At 34.7% G+C, this 17,051-nt stretch carries 32 protein-coding genes; 31 read left to right on the top strand and 1 reads right to left on the bottom strand.

Annotated elements, in window-relative coordinates:
• The first annotated feature begins 413 nt into the window (after positions 1–413).
• The 29 genes from rplC to WH267_RS04280 all read left to right on the top strand — a co-directional run bounded on the left by rplC (position 414) and on the right by WH267_RS04280 (position 14,914).
• Entirely contained in the window at positions 414–1,040 is a 627-nt protein-coding gene (rplC, locus tag WH267_RS04420) for a 50S ribosomal protein L3 (protein ID WP_115973408.1), read from the top strand.
• Positions 1,031–1,660 (top strand): 50S ribosomal protein L4, encoded by a 630-nt coding sequence (gene rplD / locus WH267_RS04415; RefSeq protein WP_047096820.1) that lies wholly within the window; start codon positions 1,031–1,033, stop codon positions 1,658–1,660. The genes rplC and rplD overlap by 10 nt, the downstream gene beginning before the upstream one ends.
• A gap of 3 nt (positions 1,661–1,663) precedes the next feature.
• Positions 1,664–1,954 (top strand): 50S ribosomal protein L23, encoded by a 291-nt coding sequence (gene rplW, locus WH267_RS04410; protein WP_105683333.1) that lies wholly within the window; start codon positions 1,664–1,666, stop codon positions 1,952–1,954.
• Positions 1,955–1,976: 22 nt separating this feature from the next.
• On the top strand, positions 1,977–2,798 hold the full coding sequence (gene rplB / locus WH267_RS04405; protein WP_123909155.1) for a 50S ribosomal protein L2: 822 nt from the start codon (positions 1,977–1,979) through the stop codon (positions 2,796–2,798).
• Between the two features lie 2 nt (positions 2,799–2,800).
• Positions 2,801–3,079 (top strand): 30S ribosomal protein S19, encoded by a 279-nt coding sequence (gene rpsS, locus WH267_RS04400; protein WP_002983209.1) that lies wholly within the window; start codon positions 2,801–2,803, stop codon positions 3,077–3,079.
• Between the two features lie 2 nt (positions 3,080–3,081).
• A complete protein-coding gene (rplV, locus tag WH267_RS04395; RefSeq protein ID WP_045491150.1) occupies positions 3,082–3,480 on the top strand; it encodes a 50S ribosomal protein L22 in 399 nt (132 codons plus the stop codon).
• A 7-nt stretch (positions 3,481–3,487) separates the two neighbouring features.
• The gene (gene rpsC, locus WH267_RS04390; protein ID WP_034694675.1) at positions 3,488–4,237 is read left to right on the top strand and encodes a 30S ribosomal protein S3; all 750 of its coding nucleotides are present in this window, start codon (positions 3,488–3,490) and stop codon (positions 4,235–4,237) included.
• Between the two features lie 98 nt (positions 4,238–4,335).
• Positions 4,336–4,761 carry a 50S ribosomal protein L16 gene (gene rplP / locus WH267_RS04385; RefSeq protein WP_100076485.1) on the top strand — a complete coding sequence of 142 codons (426 nt, stop codon included), beginning with the start codon at positions 4,336–4,338 and terminating at the stop codon, positions 4,759–4,761.
• Between the two features lie 12 nt (positions 4,762–4,773).
• Entirely contained in the window at positions 4,774–4,959 is a 186-nt protein-coding gene (gene rpmC / locus WH267_RS04380) for a 50S ribosomal protein L29 (RefSeq protein ID WP_115973411.1), read from the top strand.
• A gap of 12 nt (positions 4,960–4,971) precedes the next feature.
• Positions 4,972–5,226, top strand: a complete 255-nt coding sequence (gene rpsQ, locus WH267_RS04375; protein ID WP_027387210.1) for a 30S ribosomal protein S17 — start codon at positions 4,972–4,974, stop codon at positions 5,224–5,226.
• Positions 5,227–5,228: 2 nt separating this feature from the next.
• Positions 5,229–5,597 (top strand): 50S ribosomal protein L14, encoded by a 369-nt coding sequence (gene rplN / locus WH267_RS04370; protein WP_002983226.1) that lies wholly within the window; start codon positions 5,229–5,231, stop codon positions 5,595–5,597.
• Positions 5,598–5,618: 21 nt separating this feature from the next.
• Positions 5,619–5,945 carry a 50S ribosomal protein L24 gene (rplX, locus tag WH267_RS04365; RefSeq protein WP_340006025.1) on the top strand — a complete coding sequence of 109 codons (327 nt, stop codon included), beginning with the start codon at positions 5,619–5,621 and terminating at the stop codon, positions 5,943–5,945.
• Positions 5,946–5,956: 11 nt separating this feature from the next.
• Positions 5,957–6,508 carry a 50S ribosomal protein L5 gene (gene rplE, locus WH267_RS04360; RefSeq protein WP_115973412.1) on the top strand — a complete coding sequence of 184 codons (552 nt, stop codon included), beginning with the start codon at positions 5,957–5,959 and terminating at the stop codon, positions 6,506–6,508.
• 3 nt (positions 6,509–6,511) lie between these two features.
• Entirely contained in the window at positions 6,512–6,781 is a 270-nt protein-coding gene (rpsN, locus tag WH267_RS04355; protein WP_002983233.1) for a 30S ribosomal protein S14, read from the top strand.
• Positions 6,782–6,928: 147 nt separating this feature from the next.
• Entirely contained in the window at positions 6,929–7,327 is a 399-nt protein-coding gene (gene rpsH, locus WH267_RS04350; protein WP_034694686.1) for a 30S ribosomal protein S8, read from the top strand.
• A 17-nt stretch (positions 7,328–7,344) separates the two neighbouring features.
• The gene (rplF, locus tag WH267_RS04345) at positions 7,345–7,890 is read left to right on the top strand and encodes a 50S ribosomal protein L6 (protein ID WP_340006021.1); all 546 of its coding nucleotides are present in this window, start codon (positions 7,345–7,347) and stop codon (positions 7,888–7,890) included.
• 15 nt (positions 7,891–7,905) lie between these two features.
• The gene (rplR, locus tag WH267_RS04340; RefSeq protein WP_077413597.1) at positions 7,906–8,259 is read left to right on the top strand and encodes a 50S ribosomal protein L18; all 354 of its coding nucleotides are present in this window, start codon (positions 7,906–7,908) and stop codon (positions 8,257–8,259) included.
• A gap of 19 nt (positions 8,260–8,278) precedes the next feature.
• Positions 8,279–8,800, top strand: a complete 522-nt coding sequence (gene rpsE, locus WH267_RS04335) for a 30S ribosomal protein S5 (protein ID WP_042721505.1) — start codon at positions 8,279–8,281, stop codon at positions 8,798–8,800.
• Positions 8,801–8,810: 10 nt separating this feature from the next.
• Positions 8,811–8,987: a 50S ribosomal protein L30 gene (rpmD, locus tag WH267_RS04330; RefSeq protein ID WP_027371710.1), complete on the top strand. Its 177-nt coding sequence runs from the start codon at positions 8,811–8,813 to the stop codon at positions 8,985–8,987.
• Between the two features lie 21 nt (positions 8,988–9,008).
• On the top strand, positions 9,009–9,458 hold the full coding sequence (gene rplO / locus WH267_RS04325; RefSeq protein WP_089734597.1) for a 50S ribosomal protein L15: 450 nt from the start codon (positions 9,009–9,011) through the stop codon (positions 9,456–9,458).
• Positions 9,459–9,467: 9 nt separating this feature from the next.
• Entirely contained in the window at positions 9,468–10,847 is a 1,380-nt protein-coding gene (gene secY, locus WH267_RS04320) for a preprotein translocase subunit SecY (RefSeq protein WP_103289186.1), read from the top strand.
• A 3-nt stretch (positions 10,848–10,850) separates the two neighbouring features.
• Positions 10,851–11,066, top strand: a complete 216-nt coding sequence (gene infA, locus WH267_RS04315) for a translation initiation factor IF-1 (RefSeq protein WP_034684855.1) — start codon at positions 10,851–10,853, stop codon at positions 11,064–11,066.
• A gap of 63 nt (positions 11,067–11,129) precedes the next feature.
• A complete protein-coding gene (rpmJ, locus tag WH267_RS04310; RefSeq protein WP_007839480.1) occupies positions 11,130–11,246 on the top strand; it encodes a 50S ribosomal protein L36 in 117 nt (38 codons plus the stop codon).
• A 7-nt stretch (positions 11,247–11,253) separates the two neighbouring features.
• Positions 11,254–11,631 (top strand): 30S ribosomal protein S13, encoded by a 378-nt coding sequence (rpsM, locus tag WH267_RS04305; RefSeq protein ID WP_068940272.1) that lies wholly within the window; start codon positions 11,254–11,256, stop codon positions 11,629–11,631.
• 12 nt (positions 11,632–11,643) lie between these two features.
• Positions 11,644–12,033, top strand: a complete 390-nt coding sequence (gene rpsK / locus WH267_RS04300) for a 30S ribosomal protein S11 (RefSeq protein WP_034694697.1) — start codon at positions 11,644–11,646, stop codon at positions 12,031–12,033.
• Positions 12,034–12,052: 19 nt separating this feature from the next.
• A complete protein-coding gene (gene rpsD / locus WH267_RS04295; RefSeq protein ID WP_223598546.1) occupies positions 12,053–12,661 on the top strand; it encodes a 30S ribosomal protein S4 in 609 nt (202 codons plus the stop codon).
• Between the two features lie 33 nt (positions 12,662–12,694).
• A complete protein-coding gene (locus WH267_RS04290) occupies positions 12,695–13,690 on the top strand; it encodes a DNA-directed RNA polymerase subunit alpha (RefSeq protein ID WP_340006009.1) in 996 nt (331 codons plus the stop codon).
• Positions 13,691–13,696: 6 nt separating this feature from the next.
• The gene (gene rplQ / locus WH267_RS04285) at positions 13,697–14,209 is read left to right on the top strand and encodes a 50S ribosomal protein L17 (RefSeq protein ID WP_340006007.1); all 513 of its coding nucleotides are present in this window, start codon (positions 13,697–13,699) and stop codon (positions 14,207–14,209) included.
• 126 nt (positions 14,210–14,335) lie between these two features.
• Positions 14,336–14,914 carry a DUF2272 domain-containing protein gene (locus tag WH267_RS04280; RefSeq protein ID WP_340006005.1) on the top strand — a complete coding sequence of 193 codons (579 nt, stop codon included), beginning with the start codon at positions 14,336–14,338 and terminating at the stop codon, positions 14,912–14,914.
• Positions 14,915–14,976: 62 nt separating this feature from the next.
• On the opposite strand, the gene WH267_RS04275 is transcribed toward WH267_RS04280, so the two are convergent.
• Complete coding sequence (locus WH267_RS04275) at positions 14,977–15,330, bottom strand: hypothetical protein (protein ID WP_340006003.1); 354 nt, start codon at positions 15,328–15,330, stop codon at positions 14,977–14,979.
• A 279-nt stretch (positions 15,331–15,609) separates the two neighbouring features.
• On the opposite strand from WH267_RS04275, the gene WH267_RS04270 reads away from it, so the two are divergent.
• Together WH267_RS04270 and WH267_RS04265 are read left to right on the top strand one after the other, a co-directional pair.
• The gene (locus WH267_RS04270; protein ID WP_340006001.1) at positions 15,610–15,816 is read left to right on the top strand and encodes a bacteriocin-like protein; all 207 of its coding nucleotides are present in this window, start codon (positions 15,610–15,612) and stop codon (positions 15,814–15,816) included.
• A complete protein-coding gene (locus tag WH267_RS04265) occupies positions 15,797–16,915 on the top strand; it encodes a TlpA family protein disulfide reductase (protein ID WP_340005999.1) in 1,119 nt (372 codons plus the stop codon). Before WH267_RS04270 ends, WH267_RS04265 begins: the two co-directional genes overlap by 20 nt.
• The last annotated feature ends 136 nt before the right edge of the window (positions 16,916–17,051 follow it).

Genomic DNA, 17,051 nt, shown 5'->3' with positions numbered 1-17,051 from the left:
TTATAATGATATAGTTTGGGTTTTATTATAAAAAGAAAAAGAGATGTTCTTATTTCTTTATAATGTATAGGTTGTTTTTGTTGTTGGAAATTTCGAAATGTTTCATTATCGTATAGTTATGGCATTTTTTTTGTTATTAGCTGTTGGCTTTGAATTGTTAGAATTAGAAATCAAAGAAAAAAGTGTGCTTTTTATGAAGGATTCATTTTTATAAAACCCATTTTGGTTTTGAAAATGATCTAAATGATTAAAAATCAAAATATTTTAATTGAAATATTTGTCAGTTACAAAATTATTCATAAATTTGCACTCTCATTTTAGGAGCGTAGTGTGCCTATATCAAAAGTAGAAATCACTTCAGACTTCCGAAAAATGGAAAAAAATAAAGGATAAATTTTATTATAATATAAACAATGTCAGGTATTATTGGTAAAAAAATCGGTATGACATCTTTGTTTAACGAAGAAGGGAAAAACATTCCTTGTACAGTTATTCAAGCTGGTCCATGCTCGGTTTTACAGGTCAGAACCTTAGAAAAAGACGGTTATAAAGCTGTTCAGTTAGGTTTCGATGACAAGAGTGAGAAGAACGTTGGTAAAGCGTTAGCTGGCCATTTTAAAAAGGCTGGTTCTGCTCCTAAAGCTAAATTAGTAGAATTCTACAGAGAATTCGTTGATGAAGTAAAAGTAGGAGAAGAAGTAAAAGTTGATTTATTCCTAGAAGGTGAATATGTTGACGTAACAGGAACTTCAAAAGGTAAAGGCTTCCAGGGTGTTGTTAAAAGACACGGATTTGGAGGTGTAATGCAGGCAACTCATGGTCAGCACAACAGACTTAGAGCTCCAGGTTCTATCGGTGCTGGTTCAGACCCTTCAAGAGTATTCAAAGGGATGAGAATGGCTGGAAGAATGGGAGGTAAGCAGGTAACTGTTCAGAACCTTCAAGTGTTAAAAGTTGATCAAGAACAAAATCTTTTAGTAGTAAAAGGTGCTGTTCCGGGAGCTAAAAATTCTTATGTAATTATCAGAAAATGGAACTAGTAGTATTAAATACATCAGGAAAAGAGACCGGAAGAAAAGTAACTCTAGACGAAACAGTATTCGGAATTGAGCCAAATCAGCACGCGGTTTACTTAGAAGTTAAACAGTACCTTGCTGCACAAAGACAAGGGACTCATAAAGCAAAAGAAAGAAGCGAAATTACTGCTTCTACTAAAAAGCTTAAGAAGCAAAAAGGATCAGGATCTGCTAGATATGGTGATATTAAATCTCCAACTTTCAGAGGTGGAGGTAGAGTATTCGGACCAAAACCAAGAGACTACAGATTCAAATTGAACAAAGCTCTTAAGAGATTAGCTAAAAAATCTGTTTTATCTCAGAAAATGAGAGACAACAGCATTAAAGTTTTAGAAGATTTGAGCTTTGGTGCTCCTAAGACTAAAGATTTTATCAATGTATTAAATGCATTGGAACTTAACGGTAAGAAATCTTTATTCGTTCTTCCTGAAGCTAACAAGAATGTGTATTTATCTTCAAGAAACTTACCTAAAACTAAAGTAATGAACTTCAACGAAATTAGTTCTTACGATTTAGTAAATGCTGGTGAGATCATTTTCTTAGAAGGTGCAGTTGAAAAATTCCAGGAAAATTTAAAGAAATAAGTCATGTCAGTTATTATTAAACCAGTTATTTCAGAAAAGGCTAACTACCTTACAGATTTAAGAGGTACTTATTCTTTCTTAGTTAACCCTAAGTCGAATAAAATCCAGATTAAAAAGGCTGTAGAAGCAGCTTATGGTGTAAAAGTAGCAGACGTTAACACAATGATTTATGCTCCGAAGGTTTCTTCAAAGTACACTAAAAAAGGTCTTCAAGTAGGAAAGACAAACAAATTGAAAAAAGCGGTAATCAAACTTGCTGAAGGTGAGGTTATCGATATTTTTGCTGTAAATTAATTATTAATTATAAATAATAGTAATGTCTGTTAGAAAATTAAAACCTATCACCCCGGGACAGAGATTCAGAATTGTAAACAATTTTGAGGAAATTACTACCAACAAACCAGAGAAGTCTCTAACAGTTGGTATTAAAAAGTCAGGTGGACGTAACCAAACAGGTAAAATGACCATGCGTTACACCGGAGGTGGACACAAAAAGAAATACAGAATTATTGACTTCAAAAGAAACAAAGCAAACGTTGAAGCAACTGTAAAATCTGTAGAATACGATCCAAACAGAACTGCATTTATCGCATTACTTGAGTATGCTGACGGAGAGAAGAGATATATCATCGCTCCAAACGGTATCAAAGTTGATCAGAAAGTAATTTCTGGTGAAAGCGTAGAACCAAATGTAGGGAACGCAATGAAGTTGAAAAACATTCCTTTAGGTACTGTGATTTCTTGTGTTGAAATGAAGCCTGGTCAAGGTGCAATTTTAGCAAGAAGTGCTGGTTCTTCAGCTCAATTGACGTCTAGAGACGGAAAATATGCAATCATCAAATTGCCTTCAGGAGAATCAAGAATGATCCTTACTGAATGTTATGCAATGATTGGATCAGTTTCTAACTCTGATCACCAATTAACTGTATCAGGTAAGGCTGGTAGAAGCAGATGGTTAGGTAGAAGACCAAGAACAAGAGCGGTTGTAATGAACCCAGTAGATCACCCAATGGGTGGTGGTGAAGGACGTTCTTCAGGAGGTCACCCAAGATCTAGAAACGGTATGCCGTCTAAAGGTTACAAAACTAGAAAGAAAAACAAAGTGTCTAACCGTTACATCGTATCTAAAAGAAAATAATTATGGCAAGATCACTTAAGAAAGGACCGTTCATTCATCATACTTTAGATAAGAAGGTTCAGGCAAATATAGAGTCTGGTAAGAAGACAGTTATCAAAACTTGGTCTAGAGCATCGATGATCTCTCCGGACTTCGTAGGACAAACTATTGCTGTACACAATGGGAAATCTTTTATCCCAGTATATGTTACAGAAAACATGGTTGGTCACAAGTTAGGCGAATTTTCTCCAACAAGATCTTTCAGAGGTCATGGTGGTAACAAAAACAAAGGAAGCAGATAATCATGGGATCAAGAAAACAAGATAGTTCAATCGCAAGAAAAGAAGCTAACAAAGACGTTGTAAAAGCTTCATTAAATAATTGCCCATCTTCTCCAAGAAAAATGAGATTAGTAGTTGATATCATTAGAGGAGAACAGGTAGATAAAGCTCTTTATATCCTAAAATATTCTAAGAAGGATGCATCTAACAAGTTAGAGAAATTACTTCTTTCTGCTATGGCAAACTGGCAGGCAAAAAACGAAGGTGCTGATATTGAAGAGGCAAACCTTATCGTTAAAGAAATCTTCGTGGATAGTGCAAGACAATTGAAGAGACTAAGACCAGCTCCACAAGGTAGAGGGTATAGAATCAGAAAGAGATCTAACCACGTTACATTAATCTTAGGTAATAAAGAAAATTAATCAAGGTATGGGACAGAAGACAAATCCAATTGGTAATAGATTAGGTATCATCAGAGGATGGGATTCTAACTGGTTTGGTGGAAACGATTATGGAGACAGAATCGCTGAAGACTACAAAATCAGAAGATACCTTGAGGCTAGATTATCTAAAGGTGGTATTTCAAAAATCTATATTGAAAGAACACTTAAATTAGTAACAGTTACAATCACTACTGCTAGACCGGGACTTATCATCGGGAAAGGAGGTCAGGAAGTTGATAAATTGAAAGAAGAATTGAAGAAACTTACAGGTAAGGATATTCAAATCAACATCTTCGAAATCAAAAGACCTGAATTAGATGCTGTACTAGTTGCTGATAGTATTTCTAAGCAAATTGAAAACAGAATTTCTTACAGAAGAGCTGTTAAAATGGCAATGGCAAGTACTATGAGAATGGGTGCTGAAGGTATCAAAGTTCAAATTTCTGGTAGATTGAACGGAGCTGAAATGGCAAGATCAGAATCTTTCAAAGAAGGAAGAATTCCATTGTCAACTTTCAGAGCTGATATCGATTACCACTGGGCAGAAGCTCACACTACGTACGGTAGACTAGGAGTGAAAGTTTGGATTATGAAAGGTGAAGTTTATGGTAAAAGAGAACTTTCCCCATTAGTAGGACAACAGAAAAAAGGAGGTCAGTCAGACAGAGGAAACAGAGGAGGAGACAGAGACAACAGAAGACCTAGAAAAAACAACAACAATAACAATAATAATTAAAATTTTAGATTAGAAATTTTGAATTTTAAATTACCGTTACTTTTTTAAAATTAAAAAAAATCTAAAATCTAAAATCTAAAATCTAAAATTTAGAAATTATGTTACAACCAAAAAGAACCAAATTCCGTAGAGTTCACAAGATGAAGATGAAGGGGAATGCCCAAAGAGGTAGTCAACTTGCTTACGGAACTTTTGGGATCAAAGCAACGGAAGGAGCTTGGATCACTGCAAGACAGATTGAAGCAGCTCGTATCGCTGCGACAAGATATATGAAGAGAGAAGGTCAACTATGGATCAAAATCTTCCCAGATAAGCCAATTACTAAAAAACCAGCGGAAGTACGTATGGGTAAAGGTAAAGGTGCTGTTGAATATTGGGTAGCTGTAGTAAAACCAGGTAAAATTATGTTTGAAGTAGGTGGAGTTCCTTACGAAGTTGCGAAAGAAGCTCTTAGACTTGCTGCACAAAAATTACCTGTAGTTACTAGATTCATCGTTGCTAACGATTTTGTTAAACCTCTATAATCTTTGAATACAATGAAAAAAGCTGATATTAAAAATTTAAGCGCGGGTGATATTCAAACTCAATTAACTGAAGCAAAAGCTCAATATTCTAAATTGAAATTGGCTCATGCAATCAGCCCAATTGAAAACCCGATTCAAATCAGAGATTTGAGAAAAACAATCGCTAGACTAAATACTGAGTTAACTAACAAACAATAATTTCATTTTACAATGGATAGAAATTTAAGAAAAGAAAGAATCGGAGTGGTTTCCAGCAATAAAATGGAAAAAACTATTGTTGTTAGTGAAACTACAAGAGTAAAGCACCCGATGTACGGTAAATTCGTTTTGAAAACGAAAAAATATACTGCACACGACGAGAACAACGAATGCACAGAAGGTGATACAGTTTTGATCCAAGAAACTAGACCTATGAGCAAGAGCAAGAGATGGAGATTAGTAAGAATCATTGAAAAAGCTAAGTAATAATGTTACAAACAGAATCAAGATTAAAAGTTGCTGATAACACAGGTGCAAAAGAAGTACTAGTTATCAGAGTTCTGGGAGGAACCAGAAGAAGATATGCTTCAGTTGGTGATAAAATCGTTGTTACGATCAAAGATTCTACACCATCAGGAAACGCTAAAAAAGGTCAGGTATCTAAAGCTGTAGTAGTAAGAACTAAAAAAGCAGTAAGAAGAAAAGATGGTTCATACATCAAATTCGACGACAATGCTTGTGTATTACTAAACGCAGCGGGAGAAATGAGAGGAACGCGTGTTTTCGGACCAGTTGCTCGTGAGTTGAGAGACAAAGAATATATGAAAATCATTTCATTAGCTCCTGAAGTACTTTAATTTTAAAAATTTTTAAAAGAAATGTCAAAGTTAAAAATAAAAAGAGGAGATAACGTAATCATTACTACTGGTAAGAAAGATATCAAAGGTAAGACTGGTGAAGTTATTGAAGTGATTAAGAAAGAAGGTAGAGACCCAAGAGTAATTGTTGCAGGACTTAATATCGTTAAAAAACACGTTAAGCCTTCAGCTTCAAATCCTCAAGGAGGAATTACTGAAAAGGAAGCTTCTATTCATATCTCAAACGTAGCTTTAGTTGGTAAAGACGGAAAAGCTATCAAAATCGGTTACAAAATCGAAGGAGATAAGAAAGTAAGAATTAACAAACAAACGGGTGAAACTTTATAATTTGAATTAACATGGAATTTATAGCAAGACCCAAAAAAATATACAAAGAGACAATTGTTCCTGCAATGATGGAAGAATTCGGGTATAAGTCAATCATGCAAGTACCTAGATTAGAGAAAATCGTTGTATCACAAGGTTTAGGAGACGCTACTGCAGATAAGAAAATTATTGATTATGCTGTAGAAGAGTTAACAAACATCACAGGTCAGAAAGCAGTAGGTACAATCTCTAAGAAAGATGAAGCTGCCTTCAAACTTAGAAAAGGAATGCCTGTAGGTGCTAAAGTAACTTTGAGAGCTCACAGAATGTATGAGTTCTTAGACAGACTTACTGCTTCTGCTTTACCACGTATTAGAGATTTCTCTGGTATCAAAGCAGATGGTTTCGATGGTAGAGGTAACTACAACTTAGGTATTACTGAGCAGATTATCTTCCCTGAAATCGTAATTGACAAAGTGAAAAAAATCCAAGGGATGGACATCACTTTCGTAACAACTGCGAAGACAGATAAAGAAGCTAAAGCATTATTAACTCACTTCGGTTTACCATTTAAAAAGAACTAAGAAATGGCTAAAGAATCAATGAAAGCGCGTGAGCGCAAAAGAGAAGCACTAGTTGCTAAATACGCTGCTAAAAGACAAGCTCTTAAAGAAGCTGGTGATTACGAAGGACTTCAAAAATTGCCTAAAAATGCTTCTCCTGTAAGATTACACAACAGATGTAAACTAACAGGTAGACCAAGAGGATACATGAGAACGTTTGGTATTTCCAGAGTAACTTTCAGAGAAATGGCTAACAACGGTCTTATCCCAGGTGTAAGAAAAGCTAGTTGGTAATACTTACTAATTAAAAATCGGGACAATTAAGTTGTCTAGATACTAAAGAATAAAAATATCAGACCGAAGATTTCTGACGTCTGATATTTTAATCTTCAAGTCTTTTCAATACTGATTGTTCTTTAACCAATAATTTATAAAAGAAAAATGGTAACAGATCCAATTTCAGATTTCCTAACAAGAGTAAGGAACGCACAAAGCGCAGGCCACAAAGTGGTGGAAATTCCTGCATCGAAAATCAAAAAGGAGATTACTAAGATCTTATTTGATCAAGGGTATATCTTAAACTACAAGTTTGAAGATAACGCTGTTCAAGGAGTGATCAAAATCGCTTTAAAGTACGATAAGCAAACTAACAAACCTGCTATTAAGTCTATTCAAAGAGCTTCAAGACCAGGTTTGAGACAGTACAAAGGTTCTACTGAACTTCCAAGAGTACTAAACGGTTTGGGTATTTCTATCATCTCTACTTCTAAAGGAGTAATGACTGACAAGAAAGCTAGAGAAGAGAAAGTAGGCGGTGAAGTAATCTGCTATGTTTATTAATTTTTAATCAGAGGAAAATGTCAAGAATTGGTAAAGCAATTATAACTATTCCAGCTGGAGTTACAATCACTGAAAATAACGGTGTAGTAACAGTAAAAGGAGCTAAAGGAGAACTTTCTCAAGAGCTTACAGCAGGAATTACTTTAGAACAAAAAGATGGTGAGCTTAATGTAAACAGACCATCTGATTCTAAGCAACACAAAGCGCTTCACGGTTTATACAGAGCGTTAATCAACAACATGATTGTTGGTGTAAATACAGGTTTCGAAAAGAAACTAGAACTAGTAGGGGTAGGATACAGAGCTTCACACACAGGTCAAAAACTTGAGTTAGCTTTAGGATTCTCTCACGGTATCGTATTAGAACTTCCAAGTGAAGTAAAAGTTGATACATTGACTGAAAAAGGTAAAAACCCAATTATTACTTTAACGTCTCACGACAACCAACTTCTAGGAATGGTAGCTGCAAAGATCCGTTCTTTCAGAAAGCCTGAGCCATACAAAGGAAAAGGTGTAAGATTCGTAGGAGAAATTGTTAGACGTAAAGCTGGTAAATCTGCTTAATAAATTATAAGTATTATGGCATTAAGTAAATTAGAAAAAAGAATAAGAATCAAAAGAAGAGTAAGAGGGAAAATCTCTGGATCTTCTGAATTGCCAAGATTATCTGTATACAAAAGTAATAAGGAAATTTACGCTCAGTTAATCGACGATAAAAATGGTAAAACTTTAGCATCAGCTTCTTCTAGAGAGAAAGGAGTAGACGCTAAAGGTACTAAAACTGAAATTTCTGCTGCTGTTGGTAAAGCTATTGCTGCTAAAGCTATCGCTGCAGGGATCGAAAGTATTGTATTTGACAGAAACGGTTTCGTATATCACGGTAGAGTAAAAGCTCTAGCTGATGGTGCGAGAGAAGGTGGACTTAAATTCTAATCATTAAATTTCGGAAAATATGTTAGGACTAGATAATATAGAAAGAGTAAAACCGGGAGGATTAGAATTAAAAGATCGTCTCGTAGCTGTTAACAGAGTAACAAAAGTAACTAAAGGGGGTAGAGCTTTCGGATTTTCTGCTATTGTTGTAGTAGGAAACGAAGAAGGTGTTATCGGTTTCGGTTTAGGAAAATCTAAAGAGGTTGCTTCTGCAATTGCTAAAGCAGTTGAAGACGCTAAGAAAAACCTTGTGAAAGTTCCTGTAATGAACCACACTATTCCTCACCAAACTACTGCTAGATACGGTGGTGCAGATATCTTCTTAAGACCTGCTTCTCACGGTACAGGACTTATCGCCGGTGGTGCGGTAAGAGCGGTATTGGAATCAGCTGGTATTCACGATATCCTTTCAAAATCTAAAGGTTCTTCTAACCCTCACAACGTGGTGAAAGCTACTTTCAAAGCGTTATTGGATATCAGAAGACCTGAAGAGATCGCTAGAATGAGAGGAGTTTCTCTAAGTAAAGTGTTTAACGGTTAATAATAAAACAATGGCAACAATTAAAGTAAAGCAAGTAAGAAGCGCTATTGGTAGAACAAAAACCCAAAAGAGAACGCTTGAAGCATTAGGATTAAAAAAACTTCACCAAGTTGTAGAGCACGAAGCTACTCCTTCTATCTTAGGAATGATAGCTGCTGTAGGTCACTTACTGGAAGTTCAAAAATAATTTTATAAAAGAGAAATTAAAATGAATTTAAATAACATACAACCTGCTGCAGGATCTACTTTCAACTCAAAAAGAATTGGTAGAGGTCAGGGTACAGGAAAAGGAGGTACTTCAACAAAAGGACACAAAGGTCAGAAAGCTAGAGCTGGTTATTCTCAGAAGATCGGTTTCGAAGGTGGACAGATGCCTTTACAGAGAAGATTACCTAAATTCGGATTCAAAAACGTAAACAGAAAAGAGTTTAGAGGTGTTAACCTTGATACTATTCAGACTTTAATCGAGAACAAATCTATCACTGGAGAAATCACGAAAGAAGTTTTAGTAGCAAACGGGATCGTTTCTAAAAACGAATTAGTGAAAATTATGGGTAGAGGAGAATTGAAATCTGCGGTTTCAATCTCTGCTGATAAATTCACGAAATCTGCTGAAGAGCTTATTGCTAAAGCAGGTGGAAAAGCAATTACCTTATAATACTTACTAATGAAAGAATTTATACAAACACTTAAAAATATTTGGAGTCTTAAAGAGCTTAGAGATAAAATTCTCTTCACTTTAGGTATAATCCTTGTGTATAGATTCGCATCTTATATTTCACTTCCAGCAATTAACCTTGCAGAAGTGGGAGATCTCTTAGAGCATTATAAAAATCAAGGCGGTAACAAGCAAGGAGCAGGTCTCCTTGGCTTGCTTTCGTCGTTTACGGGGGGGGCTTTCAGCCACGCTTCCGTAATGGCGTTGGGAATTATGCCTTATATTTCTGCTTCTATTATTGTTCAGTTGATGGGGATGGCTATTCCTTATCTTCAGAAGCTTCAGAAAGATGGAGAGTCAGGTAGAAATACATTGAACCAAATTACAAGATGGTTAACGATCGGGGTTTGTCTGGTACAGGCACCTTCTTATTTAACTTCTATTACTCAATTATTCTTACCGTATGCTCAGTTCCAATCTGCATATTTTGTAGAACCAAATTCAATTATGTTCTGGTTACCAAGTATTGTAATCTTGGTAGGTGGTTCAGTATTCGCAATGTGGTTAGGTGAAAAGATTACCGATAAGGGAATCGGAAATGGTATCTCTATCCTTATTATGGTGGGGATCCTTTCAAGATTACCTGAGGCATTCGTACAGGAGATGGCCGTGCAGAACGGAAAAGGAGGAATGGGATCTATCATGATCCTTATCGAAGTATTATTCTGGATGGTAGTAGTTCTTTTAGCTGTGATTTTATCAGTTGCTGTTAGAAAAATTCCTATTCAGTATGTAAGCAGAGCTCAAGCAAGAGGAGGTGTAAACAAGAATCTTATGCAGGGCGCAAGACAATGGATTCCATTGAAAGTAAATGCTGCTGGTGTAATGCCGATTATCTTTGCTCAGGCATTGATGTTCGTACCAGGATTATTAACAAAATTCGACGAGTCCAATACTTTTCTTGCAGGTTTCAAGAATGTTTTTAGCTGGCAGTACAACGTATTGTTTGCGCTATTAATTATTATCTTCTCGTTTTTCTATACTGCAATTACAATTCCGGTGAACCAAATGGCTGATGATTTGAAGAGAAATGGAGGTTTAGTACCGAAAGTAAGACCCGGAAAAGAGACAGCAGATTATTTAGATGATATTTTATCAAAAATTACCTTGCCAGGTGCAATTTTTTTATCTATCTTTGCAGTCCTTCCAGCAATTGTGCATGGAAGCTTTGTTCAGACAGATGCGTTCGCCTTATTTTTCGGGGGAACGTCACTATTAATTATGGTGGGTGTAATTTTAGATACAGTTCAACAGATTAATACATATCTGCTGAACCATCATTATGATGGTTTAATGCAGTCTAAACTGTCTAGAACGACTGGATATTAATTTATGGCAAAACAAAAACATATTGAACAAGACGGCGTTATAACGGAAGCACTTTCGAACGCTCAGTTCCGTGTAGAACTTGAAAATGGGCATATTCTTATTGCTCATATTTCCGGCAAAATGCGAATGCACTATATTAAACTTTTACCTGGTGATAAGGTAAAACTAGAAATGTCTCCCTATGATTTAACGAAAGGGAGGATCACATTTAGATATTAAAAACATTTAGCCAAATGGAATTCTCATTCCATTTGGCATTTGTAAAAAATAAATACTATCAAAATGAAAGTAAGAGCATCAATTAAAAAAAGAAGCGCTGATTGCAAAATCGTACGCAGAAAAGGTGTACTGTTCGTAATCAACAAGAAGAACCCAAAATTTAAACAAAGACAAGGTTAATTAAATTATGGCGAGAATTGCAGGTATTGATTTACCAAAAAACAAAAGAGGAGTTATCGGTTTAACTTACATCTACGGAGTTGGAAGAAGTACTTCTTCTGAAATCCTTAAAGCTGCCGGTATCAGCGAAGACAAAAAAGTCAACGAATGGAATGACGATGAATTGGCTGCAATCAGAACTTATATCTTAGACAACGTAAAAGTTGAAGGAGAATTAAGATCTGAAGTGCAATTGAACATCAAGAGATTGATGGACATAGGATGCCAACGAGGAATACGTCACAGACTTGGATTACCTTTAAGAGGCCAGAGAACGAAAAACAACTCTAGAACCCGAAAAGGAAAGAGAAAAACTGTTGCTAACAAGAAAAAAGCTAGTAAATAATCGTTAGGAATTATGGCAAAACAAACTAAAGTAGTTAAGAAAAGAAAAGTAAAAGTTGAAGCTATTGGTGAAGCACATATTCAAGCTTCTTTCAATAACATCATCATTTCTTTAACAAATAAAAACGGAGAGGTTATCTCTTGGGCTTCTGCCGGTAAAATGGGATTCAGAGGTTCTAAAAAGAATACTCCATTTGCTGCTCAGATGGCAGCTGAAAATTGCTCTGCTGTAGCTCACGAAGCTGGTTTAAGAAGAGTGAAGGTGTTTGTGAAAGGTCCAGGTGCAGGTAGAGAATCTGCAATCAGATCTATTCACAATTCAGGAATTGAAGTTTCAGAAATCGTTGACGTGACTCCTATGCCACACAACGGATGTAGACCACCAAAAAGAAGAAGAGTTTAATTTTTAGAATTTACCCATTATGGCAAGATATATTGGACCTAAAACTAAGATTGCTAGAAAGTTTGGTGCTGCAATCTACGGAGATGATAAGAACTTCGAAAAAAGAAAAAACCAACCGCCAGGACAACACGGTCCTAACAAAAGAAGAGGTGCTAAGAAATCAGAATATGCAGTTCAGTTAGCTGAAAAACAAAAAGCTAAATATACTTACGGTATCTTAGAAAGACAGTTTGCTAACTTATTTGAAAAAGCACACAGAAGCAAAGGAGTAACAGGTGAAGTTCTATTACAACTTTGTGAATCAAGATTGGATAATGTAGTTTTCAGATTAGGTTTTGCTAAAACTAGATCTGGAGCAAGACAATTAGTTTCTCACAGACACATCACTGTGAACGGAGAGATTCTTAATATCCCTTCTTACTTGGTAAAAGCTGGTGATGTAATCGCTGTAAGAGAAAAGTCTAAGTCTCTTGATGTTGTTACCAATGCATTGGCTTCTAAGTCAAACTATGAGTGGTTACAATTCAACGATGAGAAGAAAGAAGGTACCTTCATTTCTGCTCCTGAAAGAATCCAAATTCCGGAAGACATCAAGGAGAACCTTATCGTCGAACTTTACTCTAAATAATTTTTTAATCAAATTTTTGCTCAACCCAATAATATGGCAATTTTACAATTCATAAAACCCGATAAAGTAATTTTACTTAACTCTGATGAATTTAAAGGTCAATTTGAATTCAGACCTTTAGAACCAGGTTTCGGGCTTACAATCGGTAATGCTTTGAGAAGAGTGTTGCTTTCTTCTCTGGAAGGATACGCTATTTCATCTATCAAAATAGAAGGTGTAGAGCACGAATTTTCAACTATTTCAGGAGTAATCGAAGACGTTACCGAAATTATTCTTAACCTAAAGCAGGTTAGATTAAAAGCTTCAGCAGAAGGCCAGGCTAATGAGCAGGTTGTTGCTAAAGTTTCAGGTCAAACGATTATTACTGCTGGTGATTTAGGAAAATCGATCAACGGATTCGAGGTTTTAAACCCGGATTTAGTGATTTGTAACCTAAATACTGATGTAACTTTCGAAATTACTTTCAATATTGAAAAAGGTAGAGGATATGTTCCTTCAGAACAAAATAAGTCAAACAATGCACCTGTAGGTACTATTGCCATTGACTCTATTTTCACGCCGATCAAGAAAGTACAGTATAGCATTGAAAATTATCGTGTAGAGCAAAAAACAGACTACGAAAAACTTGTATTAGATATAGAAACTGACGGGTCTATCAGCCCTCAGAATGCTTTAACAGAAGCTTCTAAGATATTAATTTATCACTTCATGCTATTCTCTGATGAGAGAATCACGCTTGAAACTGAAGCTGTAAAAGCATCTATCCAATATGACGAAGAGACCCTTCACACAAGACAACTTCTTAAGTCTAAATTAGCAGATATGGATCTTTCTGTAAGAGCCCTTAACTGTCTGAAAGCAGCTGAAGTAGAAACTCTTGGAGAACTTGTTTCTTACAGTAAGTCTGATTTGATGAAATTCAGAAATTTTGGTAAAAAATCTTTGACAGAACTAGAAGAATTAGTGCATTCAAAAGGTCTTAACTTCGGTTTCGACGTTGCAAAATATAAGTTAGACGCTGATAAATAATTAATAATGAGACACGGTAAAAAATTCAATCACTTAGGAAGAACAGCTTCTCACAGAAGCGCTTTACTTTCTAATATGGCTTGTTCTCTAATTGAGCATAAAAGAATCAACACTACTGTAGCTAAAGCTAAAGCTTTAAGAGTATATGTTGAGCCTCTATTAACAAAAGCAAAAGAAGATACTACACATAACAGAAGAGTAGTATTCTCTTACCTTCAAAATAAATTTGCGGTTGCTGAATTATTCAGAACTGTAGCTCCTAAAATCGCTGAAAGAAACGGTGGTTATACAAGAATCATTAAGACAGGTTTCAGACCAGGTGATGCTGCTGATATGGCTCTTATCGAATTGGTAGATTTCAACGAGCTTTACAACCCGAATGCTGAGGAGAAAAAAGCTACAAGAAGAAGCAGAAGATCTACACCAGCTAAAGCAACAGTAGTTGCTGATGCTCCAGTTGTAGAAGAAAAAGTAGAAGAAGCTAAAGCTGACACTACTGAAGAAAAAACTGAAGAATAATATTCATTCAGATATAAATGAAAGCCATCCGGATACGGGTGGCTTTTTTTATTACCCAAAAGTGGTATTGAATCCATCGTATAGGTCTTGTAATTTTGTTTAGACATAACAACAAAATCTAATATCATGGCAACAAGTATCTTTACCAAAAAATTAATTGATACAGCGTATCAGCAGTATCAGCTCTACAAAAGTATGGACGAAGCAGATGAGAAGCTCTTTAGACAGATCAGGAAATATTATGAAGATCTTGACTTTAACTTTACAAGTTCAGTCACTGAACCCTGGTCTGCAGTTTTTATATCCTGGTGCGTCCTTAAAGCTGGGGCAAATGCCACTGAGTTTAAATTCTCTCTTGCCCATTCTAAATTCGTTCATAAGGCAATCCAGAATACAATCCAGAATACAGGGGTCTTCAAGGGGCGACGACTGGATGAATATCATCCTAAAATTGGAGATATTATTCAGAACAACAGAGGAAATTCAGAATTTGATTATAATTATGCAAGAGATCATTCCGGCTACCAGTCTCATTCTGCTATTGTGATTGAAGTAGGAGAAGATCATAAAGGAAAATACCTGCTTACTATCGGAGGAAATGAATCTGATTCAGTTCGAATGAAAGAAATCAGGTTGGATAGAAACGGGTTTATTAAGCAGAGGGATATAAATCCTTATATTTCAATTATCGAAAATCTTAAGTAAGCTTTGCTGGCAAATTCAGGAAAAGAAAAGCCCTCATTGAATATGAGGGCTTTTATGTATTCTTAAATCTTGGTTCTTTTCAATGGAATGATATTGTTTCCCTGTTCAAGGTGAAGACTGTCACCTTTTACTCTGGCAGTCATATCATCTTTTTTATAGATTGTTTCATCCCCTTTGGTTTCAGCTTTAGTAAGCGTAAATGTTTTTTTGTTGCTGGTAATAGCTACCGTACTTTCTTTTGGATCGTTTTTGAATACTACTTTTACCAATGTTCCATCTGTCGCTTTATATACAAAATCTGTTTTTTCCGTTTTCTTTCCGTTGACGTCTACAGTGGATGAACTTTGAGCAACAGAATCAACCTTTCCGTTATTATCTGTAACTACTGTCTGTTTTAATGATACTCTTATTTCCATTTCCACTTTTGTATTTAATATGATTATTTATCTTTTTAGAATTAGGATCTTGCGCTCAAACATAAACGAAATTTTTAAAATACAAATCTTTTATTCGTATAATCCATGATTGTATTTTTATATCCAATAGTGCTTATTAGTTGTAATTTTTATGTTATTTTTGATTAGGTATTAATTATTTCTACTTAAATGAAAATAAATATTAAATTACACCATGATGTGATTTATATGTTTTTTTTAATTTATATTTAAGTGATAAATAATTAATAAATATTAAGCATGAAAAATCTAAAAAGACTTTCGAGAAATGAGCAAAAAAATATTAATGGAGGTATTAAAGATCCTAAAGAATATCTTGAAGGCGAAGGCGGCGGCGGAACTTGCGCAGCAAGAGGCGAAGCATGCTATACTGCTAATAAGAAGTGTTGTGCTGGTCTAACATGTGTAACTTGTAACACTCATAAACATGATTATTGTTGGAGCTAAAATTCGAATTCTATTTATTGTTTTAGTAGTTAGTTTAAACAATGCATTTGGCCAGAGGAACTCAGGTTCTTTTGAGATTGAAGGCACTATTAATCCATCCATAACAAAAACAGATTCTATTTACTTAGAATCCGCTTTTATTAATTCGGAATTGTATGAAAATAATGTTTTTTCTTCGAAAATAAAGGATGGCAAGTTTCGTTTTTCCGGGAATATCAATTATCCGATAGGTCTGTTTTTAACATTCCAAAATAATGATAAGAATTTTGTATTAAGTCAAATGATATTTATAGACAGAGGTATTCATCAACTTAATATTGATGATTTTAAATACAATAATTATTATTTATTAGAAAGTTCCTCGATAAATGCTGAATTTGAAAGTAATTTTTTGCCTGATTACAAAAAAATTTTAGCGGCTGAAGAGTTAAGTGTATCTCGTGACAGCATAATTAAAGAAACAGATTATAAGAGTATACGAAAAGATTTTAACAATAGAAAAATACAATATATTCTAAAATATGCAAAAAAGCATCCTAATTCTTTTATTAGCTTATGGTTTGCGATTGAAAGATATAGTGTATGGGGATATGATGATAACTTATTAAAACTTTATAATACATTATCAAAGAACATTAAACAAACTGAGACTGCAAAAAAATTTGCAAGAATGCTTAATGAAAAGTATTTTGAAAATAAGATTATGAATCTGCAAGTCAAAGACCAAAGTAATGAATTTATTAAATACAAAGTCACTGAAAAATTCACTCTTGTTGATTTTTGGTTTAGTAATTGTGTTCCATGTTTAATAGAATTTCCGAAATATCAAGGTATTTATGATAAGTATAGATCTAAGGGATTTGATATAATTGCTATTTCAACTGATAGAACAGAAGAAGTTGAAAACTGGAAAAAGGTAATAAAGAAAAAAGAACTGATTTGGCAGAATTATCTTGATGAAAATGGAATTGAATCAAAAAAAATAAATATTAATAAATTCCCCACTAATTTCCTTTTAGATTCTACTGGAAAAATTATTAAAAAAGATATTTCTACTGAAGAGCTTAAAGTTTTTTTAGATAATAATCTCAATCAGTAACGCGTCTATTGTCAATATTTTTTGAGAAATAAAATTCAAACAATGCTATACAGATCCAAAATGATATTGCGATAATGCTTCAAGGATAGCGAGATCATTGTGTTAATTATTTAAATTAAAATAATAAAATAAGTCT

This window comes from Chryseobacterium sp. MYb328 (genome assembly GCF_037572595.1).
Lineage (GTDB): Bacteria > Bacteroidota > Bacteroidia > Flavobacteriales > Weeksellaceae > Chryseobacterium > Chryseobacterium pennae.
This window is presented reverse-complemented; position numbering and strand designations above follow the sequence as displayed.

Coding starts and splice junctions, on each gene's coding strand:
- rplC (WP_115973408.1), top strand. CDS start 414: ATGTCAGGTATTATTGGTAAAAAAATCGGTATGACATCTTTGTTTAAC.
- rplD (WP_047096820.1), top strand. CDS start 1,031: ATGGAACTAGTAGTATTAAATACATCAGGAAAAGAGACCGGAAGAAAA.
- rplW (WP_105683333.1), top strand. CDS start 1,664: ATGTCAGTTATTATTAAACCAGTTATTTCAGAAAAGGCTAACTACCTT.
- rplB (WP_123909155.1), top strand. CDS start 1,977: ATGTCTGTTAGAAAATTAAAACCTATCACCCCGGGACAGAGATTCAGA.
- rpsS (WP_002983209.1), top strand. CDS start 2,801: ATGGCAAGATCACTTAAGAAAGGACCGTTCATTCATCATACTTTAGAT.
- rplV (WP_045491150.1), top strand. CDS start 3,082: ATGGGATCAAGAAAACAAGATAGTTCAATCGCAAGAAAAGAAGCTAAC.
- rpsC (WP_034694675.1), top strand. CDS start 3,488: ATGGGACAGAAGACAAATCCAATTGGTAATAGATTAGGTATCATCAGA.
- rplP (WP_100076485.1), top strand. CDS start 4,336: ATGTTACAACCAAAAAGAACCAAATTCCGTAGAGTTCACAAGATGAAG.
- rpmC (WP_115973411.1), top strand. CDS start 4,774: ATGAAAAAAGCTGATATTAAAAATTTAAGCGCGGGTGATATTCAAACT.
- rpsQ (WP_027387210.1), top strand. CDS start 4,972: ATGGATAGAAATTTAAGAAAAGAAAGAATCGGAGTGGTTTCCAGCAAT.
- rplN (WP_002983226.1), top strand. CDS start 5,229: ATGTTACAAACAGAATCAAGATTAAAAGTTGCTGATAACACAGGTGCA.
- rplX (WP_340006025.1), top strand. CDS start 5,619: ATGTCAAAGTTAAAAATAAAAAGAGGAGATAACGTAATCATTACTACT.
- rplE (WP_115973412.1), top strand. CDS start 5,957: ATGGAATTTATAGCAAGACCCAAAAAAATATACAAAGAGACAATTGTT.
- rpsN (WP_002983233.1), top strand. CDS start 6,512: ATGGCTAAAGAATCAATGAAAGCGCGTGAGCGCAAAAGAGAAGCACTA.
- rpsH (WP_034694686.1), top strand. CDS start 6,929: ATGGTAACAGATCCAATTTCAGATTTCCTAACAAGAGTAAGGAACGCA.
- rplF (WP_340006021.1), top strand. CDS start 7,345: ATGTCAAGAATTGGTAAAGCAATTATAACTATTCCAGCTGGAGTTACA.
- rplR (WP_077413597.1), top strand. CDS start 7,906: ATGGCATTAAGTAAATTAGAAAAAAGAATAAGAATCAAAAGAAGAGTA.
- rpsE (WP_042721505.1), top strand. CDS start 8,279: ATGTTAGGACTAGATAATATAGAAAGAGTAAAACCGGGAGGATTAGAA.
- rpmD (WP_027371710.1), top strand. CDS start 8,811: ATGGCAACAATTAAAGTAAAGCAAGTAAGAAGCGCTATTGGTAGAACA.
- rplO (WP_089734597.1), top strand. CDS start 9,009: ATGAATTTAAATAACATACAACCTGCTGCAGGATCTACTTTCAACTCA.
- secY (WP_103289186.1), top strand. CDS start 9,468: ATGAAAGAATTTATACAAACACTTAAAAATATTTGGAGTCTTAAAGAG.
- infA (WP_034684855.1), top strand. CDS start 10,851: ATGGCAAAACAAAAACATATTGAACAAGACGGCGTTATAACGGAAGCA.
- rpmJ (WP_007839480.1), top strand. CDS start 11,130: ATGAAAGTAAGAGCATCAATTAAAAAAAGAAGCGCTGATTGCAAAATC.
- rpsM (WP_068940272.1), top strand. CDS start 11,254: ATGGCGAGAATTGCAGGTATTGATTTACCAAAAAACAAAAGAGGAGTT.
- rpsK (WP_034694697.1), top strand. CDS start 11,644: ATGGCAAAACAAACTAAAGTAGTTAAGAAAAGAAAAGTAAAAGTTGAA.
- rpsD (WP_223598546.1), top strand. CDS start 12,053: ATGGCAAGATATATTGGACCTAAAACTAAGATTGCTAGAAAGTTTGGT.
- WH267_RS04290 (WP_340006009.1), top strand. CDS start 12,695: ATGGCAATTTTACAATTCATAAAACCCGATAAAGTAATTTTACTTAAC.
- rplQ (WP_340006007.1), top strand. CDS start 13,697: ATGAGACACGGTAAAAAATTCAATCACTTAGGAAGAACAGCTTCTCAC.
- WH267_RS04280 (WP_340006005.1), top strand. CDS start 14,336: ATGGCAACAAGTATCTTTACCAAAAAATTAATTGATACAGCGTATCAG.
- WH267_RS04275 (WP_340006003.1), bottom strand. CDS start 15,330: ATGGAAATAAGAGTATCATTAAAACAGACAGTAGTTACAGATAATAAC.
- WH267_RS04270 (WP_340006001.1), top strand. CDS start 15,610: ATGAAAAATCTAAAAAGACTTTCGAGAAATGAGCAAAAAAATATTAAT.
- WH267_RS04265 (WP_340005999.1), top strand. CDS start 15,797: ATGATTATTGTTGGAGCTAAAATTCGAATTCTATTTATTGTTTTAGTA.